Origin of the sequence: Micromonospora sp. WMMD967, assembly GCF_029626165.1 — a bacterium.
Classification (GTDB): domain Bacteria; phylum Actinomycetota; class Actinomycetes; order Mycobacteriales; family Micromonosporaceae; genus Micromonospora; species Micromonospora taraxaci.
Genome location: NZ_JARUBK010000001.1, coordinates 3,334,856 through 3,350,516, shown reverse-complemented (window position 1 = coordinate 3,350,516; position 15,661 = coordinate 3,334,856). Strand labels below are relative to the sequence as shown.

Genomic DNA, 15,661 nt, shown 5'->3' with positions numbered 1-15,661 from the left:
GTCTCCGATCAGCCGCGGTCCAGTTTTTTCGGACCCACTTCCCAAACCTCGTGTCAGCGACGCTAGGACCTCAATCGTGGTTGAGGTCAAGCGGGAAGTCGGGCGATCGATGGCAGAGTTCACGAGGACGTCGCAGTCGCGCCACCACACCCCACAGATGGACCCGAGCCAGCACCGCAGCCGAATCGCGCCGGACCGGCTGTCGCCGTTGATAGCGTCGAGGCAGACCGAGCGGTAGTCGGCCACCAGTCGCCCTGCCAGCCATTCCACGCCGTTCGTTCGGGGCGCATCCCAAGGCGCGGGGGGCCTGGTCATGTTCGACGGGTTCGAAGAGTTCGACATCGACACGCGCGGCGCGAGGATCCATGGACGCCGAGGCGGAAGCGGCCCGCCCGTCCTGCTGCTGCACGGCATTCCCGAGACGCACCTCATGTGGCACCAGGTCGCGCCACGGCTCGCCGAGACGTACACGGTCGTCGCCACCGACCTGCGGGGCTGGGGCGGCAGCGGCAAACCGCCGAGCACCGCCGACCACGAGCCGTACAGCATGCGCGCCATCGCCCGTGACCAGATCGAGGTGATGCGGCGCCTGGGCCACGAGCGGTTCCGGCTCGTCGGCCACGACCGCGGGGCCCGCTGCGCGTACCGTCTGGCGCTGGACGAACCGGACGTCGTCACCCGGCTGGCCGTCATGGACGTCGTCCCCATCGGGGATGTCTACAACCGCGCCGACAAGGCGTTCAGCCTCTCCTACTGGGTCTGGTCCTTCCTGGCGGCACCGGCGCCGGTGCCCGAGCGGTTCATCGACGCGGCGCCCGCGGTGCTCGTCGACTTCATGCTCGACACCTGGCCCGACGTCAAGGACGCCTTCCCGCCCGAGGTACGGGCGGCGTACGTCGAGCAGTTCCGCGACCCCGCGACGGTGCACGCGATCTGCGAGGAGTTCCGCGCCGCCGCGACGCTCGACTACCAGCAGGACGAGGCGGACCGGGGAAACCGGAAGATCACCTGCCCGGTGCTGTTCCTCTGGAGCCGGCACGGCCAGGTCGCGAAGCTCTACGACGACCCGCTCGCCATCTGGCGGGAGTGGGCCGACGACGTGCGCGGCGAGCCGGTGCCGGTCGGGCACTTCATCCCGGAAGAAGCCCCCGACGAGACCACCCGCCAACTCCTCGACTTCCTGAACTGACGCCCGGCGCATACCAGTCCACCATCCCCCCGAGGGCCGCCACCCGGCGCTTTGATCCACTCGGGTTCGCCGAACTGGGGGCGTCCGAGCCGCTGGGATACCCCGACTTCGGCGAAGTCGAGTGGATCAAGCGGTTGAGCCGGCCTCAGGACCTGTGGGAGGACTGGAGAGGGCAAAGGCGTTAAGGGCCTCCGGCAGACCGCGGGGCCGAGTGATCGCTGTTTCTGGAACATGACGGCTGCGACGTCCGCCAGGAGCTCCAGCGACCAATCGAGCTGCCGACAGTCACCGCGACCTCGGCACTCTCGGCAGCCACCTGCCTGCCAGGGCCGATCGACCGCCCGGGTCCAATGCGCGTCGAGCACGCGTTTCGCCACGAACAACTCCGTCGCCCTGGACACCGGCTCGTCGATGGGCATGTGCGGTACCTCCACGCGTCCCGAAGTAGCTGCCCCGGGGGCAGAGCGTGACGTCATGCTCCCCGGGGGGCCGGATACCTCGGAGTGCTGAGGTCCAGAACTACCCGACTGTCTCACTGTATCTACTGTCTCAGTGTAGTCAAGTTCTCACTGTATCCACTTTGCTGGATTGTCGCCTTGTCCTGTTCGGGCCCGGGCTGGAAACATGATCTCCGCTGAAGTCCAGGAGAGTCGATCATGCCAACCAGACCACCGCACTACCGCCGTGTTGCGGACGACATCGAGCAGAAGATCCGCTCCGGTGAATACCGACCTGGGCACCAGTTGCCGTCAGTCTCGGAGATCGGCGAGATCTACAACGTCGCACGGTCAACCGCGTACCGCGCAGTCAAAGAGCTGCATGACCGCAACCTCGTCTACGGACAGCAAGGCCAAGGCGTGTTCGTCGCCGAGGCCGAGTAGCGCGCTGCGCCCCACAGGCCGCCCCAGGGCTTGATCCACTCGAGTTCGCCGAACTGGGGGTGTCCGGGCGAAGGGGATACCCCAACTTCGGCGATCCGGAGTGGATCAAGCGCCGAGTGGGCGGCCTCAGGACTTGCGGGAGGACTGAAAGGTCGCGAAGGCGATGACGTTGTCGGCGTAACCGGTGCGTCCGCCGATGAACTGCCCGCCGCAGGTGATCAACCGCAGGCCGGGGGGCCCGTCGTGGCCGTAGATCCGTTCGGCGGGCAACTGGTCCTTCGGGAAGTGCTCCACGGTGTCGACCCGGAACACCACCACCGACTCGTCCGCGCGGGCCACCTCGATCAGGTCACCGGGCTTCAGCTTGCCCAGGTCGTAGAAGACCGACGGGCCGGTCTTGGTGTCCACGTGCCCGACGATCACCGCCGGGCCGGGCTCGCCGGGCGTCGGCCCACGGTCGTACCAGCCGGTCTCGTTGTGCCGTTCCAACGGCGGTACGGCGATCGAGCCGTCGCGTGCCTGCCCGACGGGTTCCACCGGTGCCGCCACCTTGATCGACGGGACGCTGAGGCGCACCGGACGACTGGCCGACAACCCGACGGACTCGCTGCGGGGCGGCCGGTCGCCGGCGGCCGGGGCGAAGTCGAACGGCCCTACCGAACGGCCCAGTCCCGCCCCGGTGGCGAAGACACCGGCCAGCACCAGCACCACGGCCAGCGGCACGGACCACGGGCTACGGCCAGAGGGCCGGCTGCGCCGAGGCGCGACGGCGGTCGGCGGCCGAGCAGCCACAGTCGGACGCTCGGGGACGAACGGGCTGTCGTCCAGCGGCAGGGGGCGGTCGTCGAAGCGGTCGTCCCCCGGCCAACGGTCGTCCCGCGGGAGCCGGTCGCCGAAGCGGTCGTCGGTCGGCGAGCGGTCGTCGCGGGTCGGGTGCGGGCCAGGGGACGGGCGGGGACCCGACGACGTGCGGGGACCGGGGGACGGGCGGGGACCGGGCGGTGGCGACGCGGGTCGGAAGATCTCCATGGCCGGCTCAGCGCCCAGCGCCACGGACCAGACGCGGCCGGCGCAGCGCCACCACGGCGAGGATCAACCCGGTGATGGTCAGCGCCGCGCCAACGGGCAACAGCAGCTTGCCGGTGACTCCACCGGCGCCACCACCGAAGCCGGTGGCCGGACCCCGACTCGGCTGGGACGGCACCTTCTTGACCACCTGGAGCATGGTCGAGGCGGTCTCGCCGTCCCGGCACTCCAGTTTGACCCGGTAGTTGCCGGGGCGGGTGCGCTCGCGCACCATCGGCGCGGCGGTGAGCACCCCGCGCTGCGGCTGCACACCGATCGCGCCGAACGCGTCCGAGACGACGGTGGCACCCACTGAGTTGTCCCGGCAACTGGCCCGGATGCCGACCAGGTAGCCGGGCTGCACCGTGCTCGGGCTCACCTCGACGAAGATGTCCACCGGCGCCGGCTGAGGCGCGCCACCAGGCGGTCCTCCAGGTTGCGGCGCGGGCGCGGCCGCAGGAGCGGCAAGCACCGCTGAGACAGGCTTGGGCACCACGAGCACGGGAGAGGCAGCCAGCGCCGGAGGCGCAGCGAGCAGAGGGCCGGCGAGCAGGGTCAGCACGGAAAGGATCACGCCGCCACGGGTCACTGTCACGATGCCCCCTCTCGACGCCGTGCGGCAGTGTCGGGCAGCGGAGCACCCGACCTGCCGTACCAGTTGGATCCTCTCATTTCCGGTCGCACATCACATCCGATCCGGCGACGGCGTCGCGTACGCTCGGGTCGCTGTGACCACCACCGACCATGACCCCGCCGTCCCGCCCGCGAGCCGGACGATCCGCACGTTCCACCCCCGTCGGGGACGGATGAGCGACCGGCAGACCGACGCGTTGGGCCGACTCTGGCCCGTGTACGGCCTGGATGTGCCGGACGGACCGGTCGTGCCCGTGGAGCTGCCCGACCTGTTCGGCCGCCGGGCCCCGGTCGTGCTGGAGATCGGCTCGGGCATGGGTGACAGCACCGCCGCGATGGCTGCCGCCGACCCGGACCGAGATTATCTGGCGGTCGAAGTGCACACGCCGGGAATCGCCAACCTGCTCGACCTGGTGGAGCGTGGCGGCCTGCGCAACGTACGGGTGGCGGAGGGCGACGCGTTGTCCCTGGTCAGAGGCTTGCCCGAGGGTGTGCTGGACGCGGTGCACGTCTTCTTCCCGGACCCGTGGCCCAAGACGCGCCACCACAAGCGGCGGATCATCCAGCCGGCGCACGTGGCGTTGCTGCGGTCCCGGCTGCGTTCCGGCGGCACGCTGCACTGTGCGACCGACTGGGCCGAGTACGCCGAGGCGATGCGGGAGACCCTGGATGCGGATCCGGAGCTGGTGGACGCGTACGGCGGTTTCGCGCCACGTCCGGCGCACCGCCCGGTGACGAAGTTCGAGCGGCGGGCGATCACGGCCGGCCGACCGGTCGCGGACCTGATCTACCGCCGGCGCTGACCGGCGGCGGCGCCGCACCGGGACGGGCTAAGACCACCCCGTGGAGGGGTCGGCGGGGCCCGGGTTGGCGTACCGGGGCATGATCCAGGCACCATGGACAGGCTATGACGCTCACCGCCGCGCTACCGAGAAGCGCCGACCCCGACACCCTCTTCGACGCGTTCGCCGGCTGGGCGAAGGAGCGCGGCCTCGACCTCTACCCCCATCAGGAGGAGGCGGTCATCGAGATCGTCTCCGGCGCCAACCTGATCATGAACACTCCCACCGGCTCGGGTAAGAGCCTGGTGGCGATCGCGGCGCACTTCGCGGCTCTCGCCGACAACCGGACGACGTTCTACACCGCGCCGATCAAGGCCTTGGTGTCGGAGAAGTTCTTCGCGCTCTGCGAGGTCTTCGGCGCCGAGAACGTCGGCATGCTGACCGGTGACGCCAGCGTCAACGCCGACGCCCCGATCATCTGCTGCACGGCGGAGATCCTGGCGAACCTGGCGCTGCGGGAGGGCGTGAAGGCCGACGTCGGCCAGGTGATCATGGACGAGTTCCACTTCTACGCCGAGCCCGACCGGGGTTGGGCGTGGCAGGTGCCGATCATCGAGCTGCCGCAGGCCCAGTTCATCCTGATGTCCGCCACCCTGGGGGACACCACCCGGTTCGTCGACGACCTGACCCGGCGCACCGGGCGGCCGACCGCCGTCGTGCGTTCGGCGGAGCGGCCGGTCCCGCTCATCTTCTCGTACGCGATGACGCCGCTGCACGAGACGCTCGAGGAGCTGCTGGAGACCAAGCAGGCCCCGGTGTACGTGGTGCACTTCACCCAGGCCGCAGCTTTGGAGCGCGCTCAGGCGCTGACCAGCGTCAACGTCGCCACCCGCGCCGAGAAGGACATGATCGCCGAGGCGATCGGCAACTTCCGGTTCACCGCGGGCTTCGGCAAGACGCTCTCCCGGCTGGTCCGGCACGGCATCGGCGTACACCACGCCGGCATGCTGCCCAAGTACCGCAGGCTGGTGGAGACCCTCGCCCAGGCCGGCCTGCTCAAGGTCATCTGCGGCACCGACACCCTCGGCGTCGGCATCAACGTGCCGATCCGCACCGTGCTGTTCACCGGCCTGTCAAAGTACGACGGCGTCCGTACCCGGCTGCTCAAGAACCGGGAGTTCCACCAGATCGCCGGGCGGGCCGGTCGGGCTGGCTACGACACCATCGGCCGGGTCGTGGTGCAGGCCCCCGAGCACGTCATCGACAACGAGAAGGCCCTCGCCAAGGCCGGGGACGACCCGAAGAAGCGGCGCAAGGTGGTCCGCAAGAAGCCGCCGGAGGGTTCGATCGGTTGGGGTCAGCCCACCTTCGACCGGCTCGTCGACGCCGAACCGGAGCCGCTGACCTCCAGCTTCCAGGTCAGCCACTCGATGCTGCTCAACGTCATCGGCCGGCCCGGGGACGCGTTCAGCGCGATGCGTCACCTGCTCACCGACAACCACGAGGACGCCGCCGCGCAGCGTCGGCACATCCGCCGGGCGATCGCCATCTACCGGGCGTTGCGGGCGGGCGGCGTCGTCGAGGAGTTGCCCGAGCCGGACGAGACGGGCCGGCGGATCCGCCTCACCGTCGACCTCCAGCTCGACTTCGCGCTCAACCAGCCGCTGTCCCCGCTCGCGCTCGCGGCCATCGAATTGCTCGACGCCGAGTCCCCGTCGTACGCCCTCGACGTGCTGAGCGTCATCGAGTCGATCCTCGACGACCCCCGGCAGATCCTGTCCGCGCAGCAGTTCAAGGCGCGCGGCGAGGCGGTCGCCGCGATGAAGGCCGAAGGCATCGAGTACGAGGCCCGCCTCGAACTGCTCGAGGACGTGACCCACCCGAAGCCCCTCGACGAGCTGCTGAACGCCGCGTACGAGATGTACCGGCAGGGCCACCCCTGGGTCGCCGATCACCAGCTCTCCCCCAAGGCCGTCGTCCGCGACATGTTCGAGCGGGCCATGACCTTCACCGAGTACGTGCAGTTCTACGGGTTGACCCGCTCGGAGGGCCTCGTCCTGCGCTACCTGGCCGACGCGTACAAGACGCTGCGCCAGACGGTGCCCGAGGACGCCAAGACCGAGGAGCTGATCGACCTCATCGAGTGGTTGGGCGAGTTGGTCCGCCAGGTCGACTCCAGCCTGATCGACGAGTGGGAGCGGCTGCGCAACCCGTCCGACGTCGCCGAGGTCGCCCAGGCGCACGCGGCGCTGACCGACCGGCCCCCGGCGGTGACCCGCAACGCGCGGGCGTTCCGGGTGCTGGTGCGCAACGCGTTGTTCCGCCGGGTGGAGCTGGCCGCGCTGCGCCGCTGGGACCTGCTGGCCGAGTTGGACGCCGAGGACGGCTGGGACTACGACGCGTGGTCCGACGCGCTGGGGCCGTACTTCGAGGCGTACGACTCGATCGGGGTCGGGCCGAACGCCCGCGGGCCGGCGCTGCTGATGATCGAGCAGGGCCGGGAGCGGTGGACCGTACGGCAGATCTTCGACGACCCGGACGGCGACCACGACTGGGGCATCAGCGCCGAGGTCGACCTGGCCGCCTCGGACGAGGTCGGCGCGGCGGTCGTCCGGATCACCGACGTCGGCCAACTCTGAGGTGTCCGCCCCCGACGGACCGTCGGGGGTGGCCCGGCCCGGGAAGAAGCGCCGGGGTACGCCGGGCGGCGACGTCCTCGATCCAGCCGAGCAGCAGCACCGCGCCACCGGTCAGGAGGCACACCCCGGTCAGCCGCAGTGCGATCGAAAAGGCCGAGGTGTACGCGAGCACCGGTGCGAGCAGCAGGAACATCCCGAGGCTGGCCGGGATGTGCCAGAGGTAGATGGTGACCGCCCGCGCGTTGACCACCTGTAGGGTCCGGCCGAGCGGCGACGTGCCGACGAGCCGGGGCCGGATCTTCAGCAGCGCGGCCACGACGGCCATCGACCACAATGTGGTGCCACCCGCGATGTGGCTGAGGTCGCCGGCCCGACCGGTCACCATGGCCCCGACGACCCACGCTCCGCCGACCCCGCCCAGGCCGGCGACCAGACAGCCGTACCAGCGCCACGGGACCTGGCGCAGGAGGCCGTCGCGGTGCGCGAAGCCCAGTAGCCAGCAGGACAGGTAGGCGGCGACGAAGTAGCCGGTGCGGACCCCGGCGAGGTGCATGCCGACCGGGAGAGCGGTGGCGACGCCGATGCTGGGCCAGGGGCAGCGGCGGAACGCCCACAGCAGGACCGGCGACAGCAGCACCAACCACAGGTAGGTGACGACGTACCAGAGCCCGACATGGAACGCCCAGGCCCAGGTCGGTCCGCCCACCGGGGGGACCCGCAGGGGCAGCACCCACCAGAGGAGTTCGGCCCAGCCGGCCACGCCGCTCGGCAGTGGCCGCCACCCGGGGGACAACACGACCAGGGTGATCGCGCCGAAGGCCCAGAATGGCAGAAGCAGCCGGCGCAGCCGCCGGACGACGGCCGACGGGCCGTGCCGGTCCAGCGACGCCGCCATCAACGAACCGGCGATGCCGAACATCAGACCCATCGCCGGCACCAGCAGGCTCAGCCAGATCCAGCCGGTGACGTGGTAGAGCACGACACGTCCCAACGCGACCGTTCGCAGCAGGTCCAGGTAGCGATCCCGGTCGACCGCAGGCTCGGCCGACCGGACGGATCGCGCCCCGGCACGACGCCCGGGATCGATCACCCTGGGCGCCCAGATAATGGTCACAGGGCACACTAGCTCCCGAAGTAGGACATTTCAGCCACGTTTTCGGAGAAGTGTCCGCCGGTCCCTCGTGAAAGGCGCCCTACGTCCGGGGAGGCGCCGTCGAGGCGCGGACGACGACCTCGGTCGGCAGGATCAGGGCCTGACGGGCGGACGCCGGCCGCAGGAGCATGCGTACCGCCTCCTCGCCCTTACGGTCGTGCGGTTGCCGCACCGTGGTCAGAGCCGGACTGGCCACGGCCGCCGCCGGAACGTCGTCGAAGCCGACGACGGAGAGGTCACCGGGCACGTCGATGCCACGACGGGTGGCTTCGGCGACGACGCCGAGCGCCAACCGGTCACTCATCGCCAGGATCGCCGTGGGCGGCTCGGGGCGATCGAGCAGGGGCACCGCAGCGGCGGCCCCGTCGGCCTCCTCGACCCCACGCGCCGCCACGACGACGATCCCGCCGCCGCCCAGGGCGGGGCCGAGCGCGTCCCGGTAGCCGTCCAGTCGGGCCCGGTTGGCGACGTACCCGGTGGGAGCGTCGAGCCCGGCGGGCACCACAGTCGTCTCCGAGTGGCGGGCAAGCGCGAAGCTGATCACGCCGATCCGGCGATGGCCGAGGGCGACCAGGTGGGCCGCCGCCGCTCGGGCCGCCGCCCGGTCGTCGATGCCGACGTACGGCTCCCCCGGCGCAACGGGGGCGTCCAGCCCGACGACCGGCAGCCGTCGGGCGCGCAGCAGCTCCCGTCGCTCGGGCTCCAGCGGGTCGCAGAAGGCGACGAACCCGTCCACGAGCGCGGTGGGGACGACGTCCGGCAGGCCTGGCTCGGCACGGGGTACCAGCACCAGTGACGAGCCGTGCTCGCCGCAGACCCGGGCGACGCCGGCCATGGTCAGGCGGGCGGCCGGGTCCTCGAAGAGGTACTGGAGGGGCTCGTGGATGATCAGCCCGATCGCGCCGGTCCGACCTCGACGGAACGTGTTGGCGATCGGGTCGGGGCCGGGGTAGCCGAGGTCCCGTGCCGCGGTCAGGATCCGGTCGCGCAGCTCCCGGCTGAGCTGGTCGGGCCGGTTGAAGGCGTTGCTCACCGTGGCCTGACTGACACCGAGCGCTCGCGCGACGTCTCGCATCCGTGGGGGTGGGTCGCTGGGCACTGGAGAACCTCCTGCGTTGTGCCGGCCCTCTGATACGTATAAGTTAGCCGCATGAGCGTCGATGTCGCGGACGGCCTCGACGGGCGCACCAGCAGCGACTGGCGCGTGCCGGCGGTCGCCTTCGCGGTCAACGGCGCACTTTACGGCAGCCTGCTCACCCGCTTTCCCGAGATCGCGGACCGGGTGTCCGCCAGCGAGACCCAGTTCGGTGTGGTGCTCTTCGCGGCGGCGATCGGTGGGCTGCTCGGTTCGCTGGTCGCCCCCCTCCTCGCCCGCGCCGTCGGCGAACGGTCGGCCACGCTGCTCGCCGGGGCGGGTTACGCGCTGCTGGCCGTCGGCGTGGCGTGGGCACCGCAGTTGATCCTGTTGGGCGGTGCGCTGCTGCTGCTGGGCATCCTCGACGGCGCGCACGACGTGGTGATGAACGCCTTCGCGGTCCGGGTGCAGCAGCACCGCGCCACGACCCTGATGGGCCGCATGCACGCCACCTGGTCGCTCTCACTGGCCGGCGCAGGCGTGCTCGGCACGGTCGCCGCCGGACTCCGGGTGCCGGTGGCCCTGCACGTCGGCATCGCCGCCACGGTGGCGCTGGTTGCCCAGCTCGCGATCGCCCTCGGCCGCAAGGGGATGGTGGCCGAGGGCCCGGCCGGGCCGACCCCGCCAGCCGACGGCCGGTCCGAGCCGGCCTCCACGGGCGACAGCCCGTCCACGCCTGCCCTGACGGGCGACAGCCCGGCGCGACCGGCGGTGCGTTCCCTTGGTCGGCTGCGGTACGTGCTGCCGGTGCTGGGGCTCGCGGCCGTGGCCGCCAGCTATGTGGAAAGCCCGGGGCAGGAGTGGACCGGTCTCCTGTTGAGCCGCGGGTTCGACGCGACACCGCAGGTGGCAGCCGCGGCGCCGGTGCTCTTCGGCGCCGGCCTGCTGGCCTCCCGCCTGCTGTTGGACGCGGCGGTGTCCCGGGTCGGCCAGGCGAGGGTCGCGGCGATCAGCGGCGCCACCATGACGACGGCCGTGGGCGTCGGCCTGGTGTGCACACTCGTCGGCGCGCCGGTGTGGTGGGCGCTGGCGGCGGTCGCCATGACGGGCTTCGGGGCGGGGCCGGCCTTCCCCCTGCTCTTCGGCTCGGCCGACCAGCTCAGCGTGCGGCACGGCATTCCCCCGGCTCGAACGGCGTCCATGGTCTCGGCGCTGTCCCGGGTCGGCGCCATCTCGGCGCCGATCGTGGTGGGGCCACTGACCGACGCGCTCGGAATGGTGATGGTCTTCGCGATCATGGCGGTCGGCGCCGCGCTGGTGCTGGGCGCGCTGCCACGGGCGGTCCGGTGACCCGGCCGGCCGCACGACGCGGTCCCCGTGCACGGTGACAGGAGGTTCGGCGATGCGGTACGCGCGGCTCGGCTCGACGGGGCTCACCATCTCCCAGCTCTGCCTTGGTGGGATGAGCTTCGGCGAACCACACCGTGGGGCCGACTCGTGGACGCTGCCCGAGTCGGAGAGCCGGCAGGTGATCCGCCACGCGCTCGACGCCGGCATCACCTTCTTCGACACCGCCAACGTCTACTCCGACGGCTCCAGCGAGGAGATCCTCGGCCGCGCCCTCGGCGAGTACGCGCGACGCGACGACGTGGTCATCGCCACGAAGGTCTTCGGCCCGATGGGGCCGGGACCCAACCAGCGAGGGCTGTCGCGCAAGGCGATACTCGCCGAACTGGACAACAGCCTGCGCCGGCTCCGCACCGACTATGTGGACCTGTACCAGATTCACCGCTGGGATCCGTCCACTCCGATCGAGGAGACGTTGGAGACCCTGCACGACGTCGTACGGGCCGGCAAGGTTCGCTATCTCGGCGCGTCCTCGATGTACGCGTGGCAGTTCGCCACCGCGTTGCAGGTCGCCGAGCAGCACGGCTGGTCCCGGTTCGTCAGCATGCAGAACTACCACAACCTGATCTACCGCGAGGAGGAGCGGGAGATGCTCCCCCTCTGCCGGGCCCGGGGAATCGGCACTCTGCCGTGGAGTCCGTTGGCCCGCGGCAAGCTGGCCCGTGACTGGACCACGAGCACCCGGCGTACGGCCGATGACGCCTTCGGGCACAGCCTGTACGCCCGGACCGAGGATGCGGACCGGGCGGTCGCGGCCCGACTCGGTGATGTCGCCCAGGGCCGAGGGACACCTCGGGCGCAGATCGCGCTGGCCTGGCTACTGCGGCAGCCCGTGGTGAGCGCCCCGATCATCGGCGTGACGGACGTGCGGCAGCTCGACGAGGCGTTGGGCGCCCTCGACGTCGAGCTGTCGGCGGACGAGGTCGACCAGCTCGAGGCGTGCTACGCACCGCACGCCGTGGTGGCGCTGGACTGATCACCAAGGGCCGCCGCTGAGTATGTCGGCGGCGTACGCGAACAGGACTCCGGTCAGGCCGCGGCAAGGCGGCTGACACCATTCTTGGCGCTTGCCGAACATCCTCGGCATAGCCGCGTGAAGTGATCTCTATAGCGTTGCCCATGTTTCCAGGAAATGACGTCGTTGTATCCCTCGAAAGTCACCTCAAAGATCCGTGGGAATTGCGCAAACGACGGTGTGACGCGGATCACTGTTTAAAGACAAAATAGCCGATCGGACGATGTTTCTGTGACCGAGCGCTTGACGCCTATGGCGCTCTGTGGAAATCTCGTGACAGGAAGATACTCAACAATGTCTATACCGGGGGTGTCATTAAGTTTCGCACTACGAGGCGCTGACTCGCCTCCCTCCAACGTCCGGGCGGGCGCCACGACCGCCTGAAAAATCGCACAGAAAAGATGCGACCAACAGAGCTGCGCGCCATTCGCGCAGCCAGTTCGGCACGCATTCTGGCGACACTTTTCTAGCAACAGAAAAGCGCGTTGAATGCTGCCCAGAATCAGACATCGGGGAGGTCCGACGACCTTTCCTCACTTCGTTTCGAAGGGCGGAATCTGTTGACTGCCAGCATGACGTATCTCGACGCACTACCACCGGACCGGCACCCGAATTTGGTGGACGACGAATTCGAACTGCCGTATCGACTCTCTCGTCTCGCGCAGTTGTCCAACGACGTGCGGGCACATCTGCTCAAGATGATCCACCTCGCCGGCTCCGGCCACGTGGGATCGTCACTCTCCTGCGCGGACCTGGTCAGCGTGCTGAAGTTCGACCAGATGGACACCGCCGGCAACGACGTCTTCATCCTCTCCAAGGGCCACGCCGCACCGACCTGGTACGCCGCCCTGATGGTCGCCGGCGACCTGGACACCGCCGAGATCGGCACGCTGCGCCGGATCGACAGCCGACTCCAGGGACACCCCGACCGGACCCGGCTGGATCTCGTGGCGGTGAGCACCGGCGCGCTCGGCCAGGGCCTGTCGGTCGGCATCGGACGCGCCCAGGCGCGACGCCTGCGGGGCGACAGCTCCAACGTGTACTGCCTCGTCGGTGACGGCGAGTTGCAGGAGGGACAGATGTGGGAGGCCATCATGTACGCCGGGGCCCGGGGCCTGGGCAACGTGGTGCTACTCGTCGACTACAACCGCAGCCAGAACGACGGCACGCTCGAAGAGATCATGCCGCTGCACCCCCTTCCGGAGAAGCTGCGGTCGTTCCACTGGCACGTCCAGGAGGTCAACGGCCACTCCCATCTGGCGATCCGGGACGCCGTCGCCAACGCGCGGGACAACTGGATGCAGCCGTCCGTGATCATCGCGCACACCCGCAAGGGCTACCTCGGCCCCGGACAGATCCTGCTCAACGGCTCACACAGCGGCACCATGACCCCGGAGGTGTACGAGGACGCCATCGGCTACCTGGGGCGGGTGAGCGTGTGAAGGCGACGCGCGACTGGTTCGGGGACGCGTTGGTCGACGTGGCCGCGGACCACGAGAACGTCCTGGTCGTCAACTGCGACCTCGCCTCGGCGACCAAGACCACCCAGTTCAAGAAGACCTTCCCCGACCGGTTCTTCGAGATCGGCATTGCCGAGGCCAACGGCATCGGCGTCGCGGCGGGCCTGGCCCAGGAGGGGTACCGACCCTTCGTCGCCAGCTTCGGTCACTTCCTGACCGGCAAGTTCCTGGAGATCTTTCAGTCGGTGGGTCTGAACAACGCCGGTGTCGTCCTGGTGGGGACGCACGCGGGGCTCGCCATCGGCAAGGACGGCCCCACCCAGATGGGGCTGCGCGACCTGGCCCTGATGCGCAGCCTCCCGAACGTGGAGGTGCTGCAACCGGCCGACGGCGTGGAGACGCGCGCCATGGTGGCCTACGCGGTGACCCATGACCGGCCCATCTACCTCCGGCTGTGCCGGCAGCCCCAACGCGAGGTGCACGACCAGGACTACCGGTTCCGCTCCGGTTACCCGGACGTCGTCAGCCACGGTGCGGACGTCGCCGTCGTGACGATGGGCGGCATGGTGCCGGTGGTGCTCGACGCCGTCGAACTGCTCGCCCCGACCGGTCTCCGACCCACAGTGGTGAACGCCTCGTCCCTCCCGCTGGACGTGTCCGCCACCACCGACCTGCTGAGACAGCACCGGCACGTCCTCGTCTTCGAGGACCACTTCATCCGCGGCGGCCTCATCGACGAGGTCGGACGGATCGTGCTGGGCCTCGACCGGCACGTCCGGTTCGACGCCTGGGGAGTCGACGACTACGGGCAGGCCGGTTCCCCGGAGGAACTCTACGAACGCTACGAACTCGACGCCCCCGGTGTGGCCAGCCGGATCCGAGCCGCGACCACCAACTCCCCCAAGATCGGAGACAGCCAGCGATGACGCGAATCGATCCACCGAAGAATCTCGCCCACGACCTCCCGCAGGCCCCCTACCTGTTCGTCGAACACGAACTGGTCCTCGGTGCCAGCTCCCCGTACCGGTGCCACCCCGGGGACCACCGCAGCTTCATCGTGATCGGCGGCCGGGTCCGCGTCGAGTCACGGCACGCCGACGGCAGCGGTCACCGCGAGTACGGCTACCTGCGGGGCTGGCACGCGGAGCCGGGCGCGACCTACCGCTTCGCCCAGGTCGGCGTGGAGCCGGCCGTGGTGGTGGAGGCCGGATCCACCACCGGTCCCGTGCACGAGTCCTGGGACGTCCCGGTCTCCCCGACCACAGCTGCCCACTGCCGCGACGTCGACTCCTACCGCGTCGACAAGCCGTGGGGGCACGAGGTCTGGTACACCAACAACCTCGGCGACATCCCGTACGCCCTCAAGCAGATCCACATGACCGCCGGGCACCAGTCGTCGTTGCAGTCGCACCAGCAGAAGGTGGAGACCAACTACGTCGTCGACGGGCAGGCGACAGTCCTCAACGGCACGCTGGCACCCGGGGACACCGACGCCGTCATCGACACCGACGCCCTGCCACGCGCGGTGCACGCCCGCAGGTCGGGTTGGTCCTCGGCCGCGAACGTGCTGCACCGGGTCATCGCCGAGTCGGACTACACGTCCGTCGAGGTCTCCACCCCGGAACTGGACGACGTGATCCGTTGGGCGGACGACACCAACCGCGGCAACGGCCGCATCGAGGTCGAGCACGTGGGGGCGCGGGTATGAGCACCGTCGACGACATCCAGCTCTACCTGGCGGAGAAGCGCGCCATCATCGACCAGTTCCCGGTCGACGCCGTGGTGGCCGCCGCGGAGATGCTGTTCCGCACCTACGACGAGGGCGGCACGGTGTACGCGATGGGCAACGGCGGCAACGCCGGCACCCTCGACCACGCCTACTGCGACTTCAAGCACCACCCGTTCGTCTCCGAGGACAAGAGCCGGCCGGTGTCGGCCTCGGTGCGACGACTCACCTTCGTCAACCTGTGCGGGTCCTCGGCGGAGCTCAGTGGACTGGTCAACGACCTCGGCCCGGACAACATGTTCTCCGCCTCGCTCGAACCGTTCGCCACCGAGCGCGACTTGGTCATGGCGTACAGCGGAAGTGGCAACTCCCCCAACGTGGTGCGGGCCCTGCAGGCCGCGACGAAGGCCGGCGCGCGCACCTTCGCGATGACCAAGGGCGACGGCGGTCGCTGCCGGGAACTGGCCGACGTGTGCCTCGTCGTGCCCGGCACCTCCCGGTTCCCCGGCCAGACCGGGCGCAACGACAACAACTTCCACTTCGAGGACCTGATGCTCTCGGTCAACCACATGCTGGTCGGCCTGCTCAAGCAACGCGTCGGGCAGGCGGCCCAAGCGGTCCAGCTGACCGCGTAGC

At 70.0% G+C, this 15,661-nt stretch carries 14 protein-coding genes; 10 read left to right on the top strand and 4 right to left on the bottom strand.

The features are described 5' to 3' along the window. The first annotated feature begins 313 nt into the window (after positions 1–313). Together O7631_RS15605 and O7631_RS15600 are read left to right on the top strand one after the other, a co-directional pair. Entirely contained in the window at positions 314–1,189 is an 876-nt protein-coding gene (locus O7631_RS15605; protein ID WP_278144877.1) for an alpha/beta hydrolase, read from the top strand. A gap of 656 nt (positions 1,190–1,845) precedes the next feature. Further along, a complete protein-coding gene (locus O7631_RS15600) occupies positions 1,846–2,070 on the top strand; it encodes a GntR family transcriptional regulator (RefSeq protein WP_269680043.1) in 225 nt (74 codons plus the stop codon). Between the two features lie 126 nt (positions 2,071–2,196). Here O7631_RS15600 and O7631_RS15595 read toward each other — a convergent pair whose 3' ends face one another. Then, entirely contained in the window at positions 2,197–2,862 is a 666-nt protein-coding gene (locus tag O7631_RS15595) for a class F sortase (RefSeq protein WP_278147947.1), read from the bottom strand. A 244-nt stretch (positions 2,863–3,106) separates the two neighbouring features. Further along, positions 3,107–3,733 carry a hypothetical protein gene (locus tag O7631_RS15590; protein ID WP_278147946.1) on the bottom strand — a complete coding sequence of 209 codons (627 nt, stop codon included), beginning with the start codon at positions 3,731–3,733 and terminating at the stop codon, positions 3,107–3,109. Positions 3,734–3,941: 208 nt separating this feature from the next. On the opposite strand from O7631_RS15590, the gene trmB reads away from it, so the two are divergent. After that, positions 3,942–4,571, top strand: coding sequence for a tRNA (guanosine(46)-N7)-methyltransferase TrmB (gene trmB, locus O7631_RS15585; protein WP_278147945.1), 630 nt, complete (start codon positions 3,942–3,944; stop codon positions 4,569–4,571). Between the two features lie 104 nt (positions 4,572–4,675). Beyond that, positions 4,676–7,189 (top strand): DEAD/DEAH box helicase, encoded by a 2,514-nt coding sequence (locus O7631_RS15580; RefSeq protein WP_278144876.1) that lies wholly within the window; start codon positions 4,676–4,678, stop codon positions 7,187–7,189. Here O7631_RS15580 and O7631_RS15575 read toward each other — a convergent pair. Together O7631_RS15575 and O7631_RS15570 are read right to left on the bottom strand one after the other, a co-directional pair. After that, on the bottom strand, positions 7,167–8,279 hold the full coding sequence (locus tag O7631_RS15575) for an acyltransferase family protein (protein ID WP_278144875.1): 1,113 nt from the start codon (positions 8,277–8,279) through the stop codon (positions 7,167–7,169). The genes O7631_RS15580 and O7631_RS15575 overlap by 23 nt on opposite strands. A gap of 103 nt (positions 8,280–8,382) precedes the next feature. Then, the gene (locus O7631_RS15570; protein ID WP_278144874.1) at positions 8,383–9,441 is read right to left on the bottom strand and encodes a LacI family DNA-binding transcriptional regulator; all 1,059 of its coding nucleotides are present in this window, start codon (positions 9,439–9,441) and stop codon (positions 8,383–8,385) included. 51 nt (positions 9,442–9,492) lie between these two features. On the opposite strand from O7631_RS15570, the gene O7631_RS15565 reads away from it, so the two are divergent. The 6 genes from O7631_RS15565 (at position 9,493) to O7631_RS15540 (ending at position 15,660) form a co-directional block, all read left to right on the top strand. Next, positions 9,493–10,767: an MFS transporter gene (locus tag O7631_RS15565; protein ID WP_278144873.1), complete on the top strand. Its 1,275-nt coding sequence runs from the start codon at positions 9,493–9,495 to the stop codon at positions 10,765–10,767. 52 nt (positions 10,768–10,819) lie between these two features. After that, positions 10,820–11,800 carry an aldo/keto reductase gene (locus tag O7631_RS15560; RefSeq protein ID WP_278144872.1) on the top strand — a complete coding sequence of 327 codons (981 nt, stop codon included), beginning with the start codon at positions 10,820–10,822 and terminating at the stop codon, positions 11,798–11,800. Between the two features lie 611 nt (positions 11,801–12,411). Next, on the top strand, positions 12,412–13,281 hold the full coding sequence (locus tag O7631_RS15555) for a transketolase (RefSeq protein WP_278144871.1): 870 nt from the start codon (positions 12,412–12,414) through the stop codon (positions 13,279–13,281). Beyond that, complete coding sequence (locus O7631_RS15550; RefSeq protein ID WP_278144870.1) at positions 13,278–14,225, top strand: transketolase C-terminal domain-containing protein; 948 nt, start codon at positions 13,278–13,280, stop codon at positions 14,223–14,225. The genes O7631_RS15555 and O7631_RS15550 overlap by 4 nt, the downstream gene beginning before the upstream one ends. Next, positions 14,222–15,007 carry a hypothetical protein gene (locus O7631_RS15545; RefSeq protein WP_278144869.1) on the top strand — a complete coding sequence of 262 codons (786 nt, stop codon included), beginning with the start codon at positions 14,222–14,224 and terminating at the stop codon, positions 15,005–15,007. Before O7631_RS15550 ends, O7631_RS15545 begins: the two co-directional genes overlap by 4 nt. Next, a complete protein-coding gene (locus O7631_RS15540; RefSeq protein ID WP_145784150.1) occupies positions 15,004–15,660 on the top strand; it encodes an SIS domain-containing protein in 657 nt (218 codons plus the stop codon). The genes O7631_RS15545 and O7631_RS15540 overlap by 4 nt, the downstream gene beginning before the upstream one ends. Position 15,661 lies beyond the last annotated feature (1 nt).

Excerpts from the sequence above, each read along its gene's own strand:
- O7631_RS15605 (WP_278144877.1), top strand. The coding sequence starts at position 314 with ATGTTCGACGGGTTCGAAGAGTTCGACATCGACACGCGCGGCGCGAGG.
- O7631_RS15600 (WP_269680043.1), top strand. The coding sequence starts at position 1,846 with ATGCCAACCAGACCACCGCACTACCGCCGTGTTGCGGACGACATCGAG.
- trmB (WP_278147945.1), top strand. The coding sequence starts at position 3,942 with ATGAGCGACCGGCAGACCGACGCGTTGGGCCGACTCTGGCCCGTGTAC.
- O7631_RS15580 (WP_278144876.1), top strand. The coding sequence starts at position 4,676 with ATGACGCTCACCGCCGCGCTACCGAGAAGCGCCGACCCCGACACCCTC.
- O7631_RS15565 (WP_278144873.1), top strand. The coding sequence starts at position 9,493 with ATGAGCGTCGATGTCGCGGACGGCCTCGACGGGCGCACCAGCAGCGAC.
- O7631_RS15560 (WP_278144872.1), top strand. The coding sequence starts at position 10,820 with ATGCGGTACGCGCGGCTCGGCTCGACGGGGCTCACCATCTCCCAGCTC.
- O7631_RS15555 (WP_278144871.1), top strand. The coding sequence starts at position 12,412 with ATGACGTATCTCGACGCACTACCACCGGACCGGCACCCGAATTTGGTG.
- O7631_RS15545 (WP_278144869.1), top strand. The coding sequence starts at position 14,222 with ATGACGCGAATCGATCCACCGAAGAATCTCGCCCACGACCTCCCGCAG.
- O7631_RS15540 (WP_145784150.1), top strand. The coding sequence starts at position 15,004 with ATGAGCACCGTCGACGACATCCAGCTCTACCTGGCGGAGAAGCGCGCC.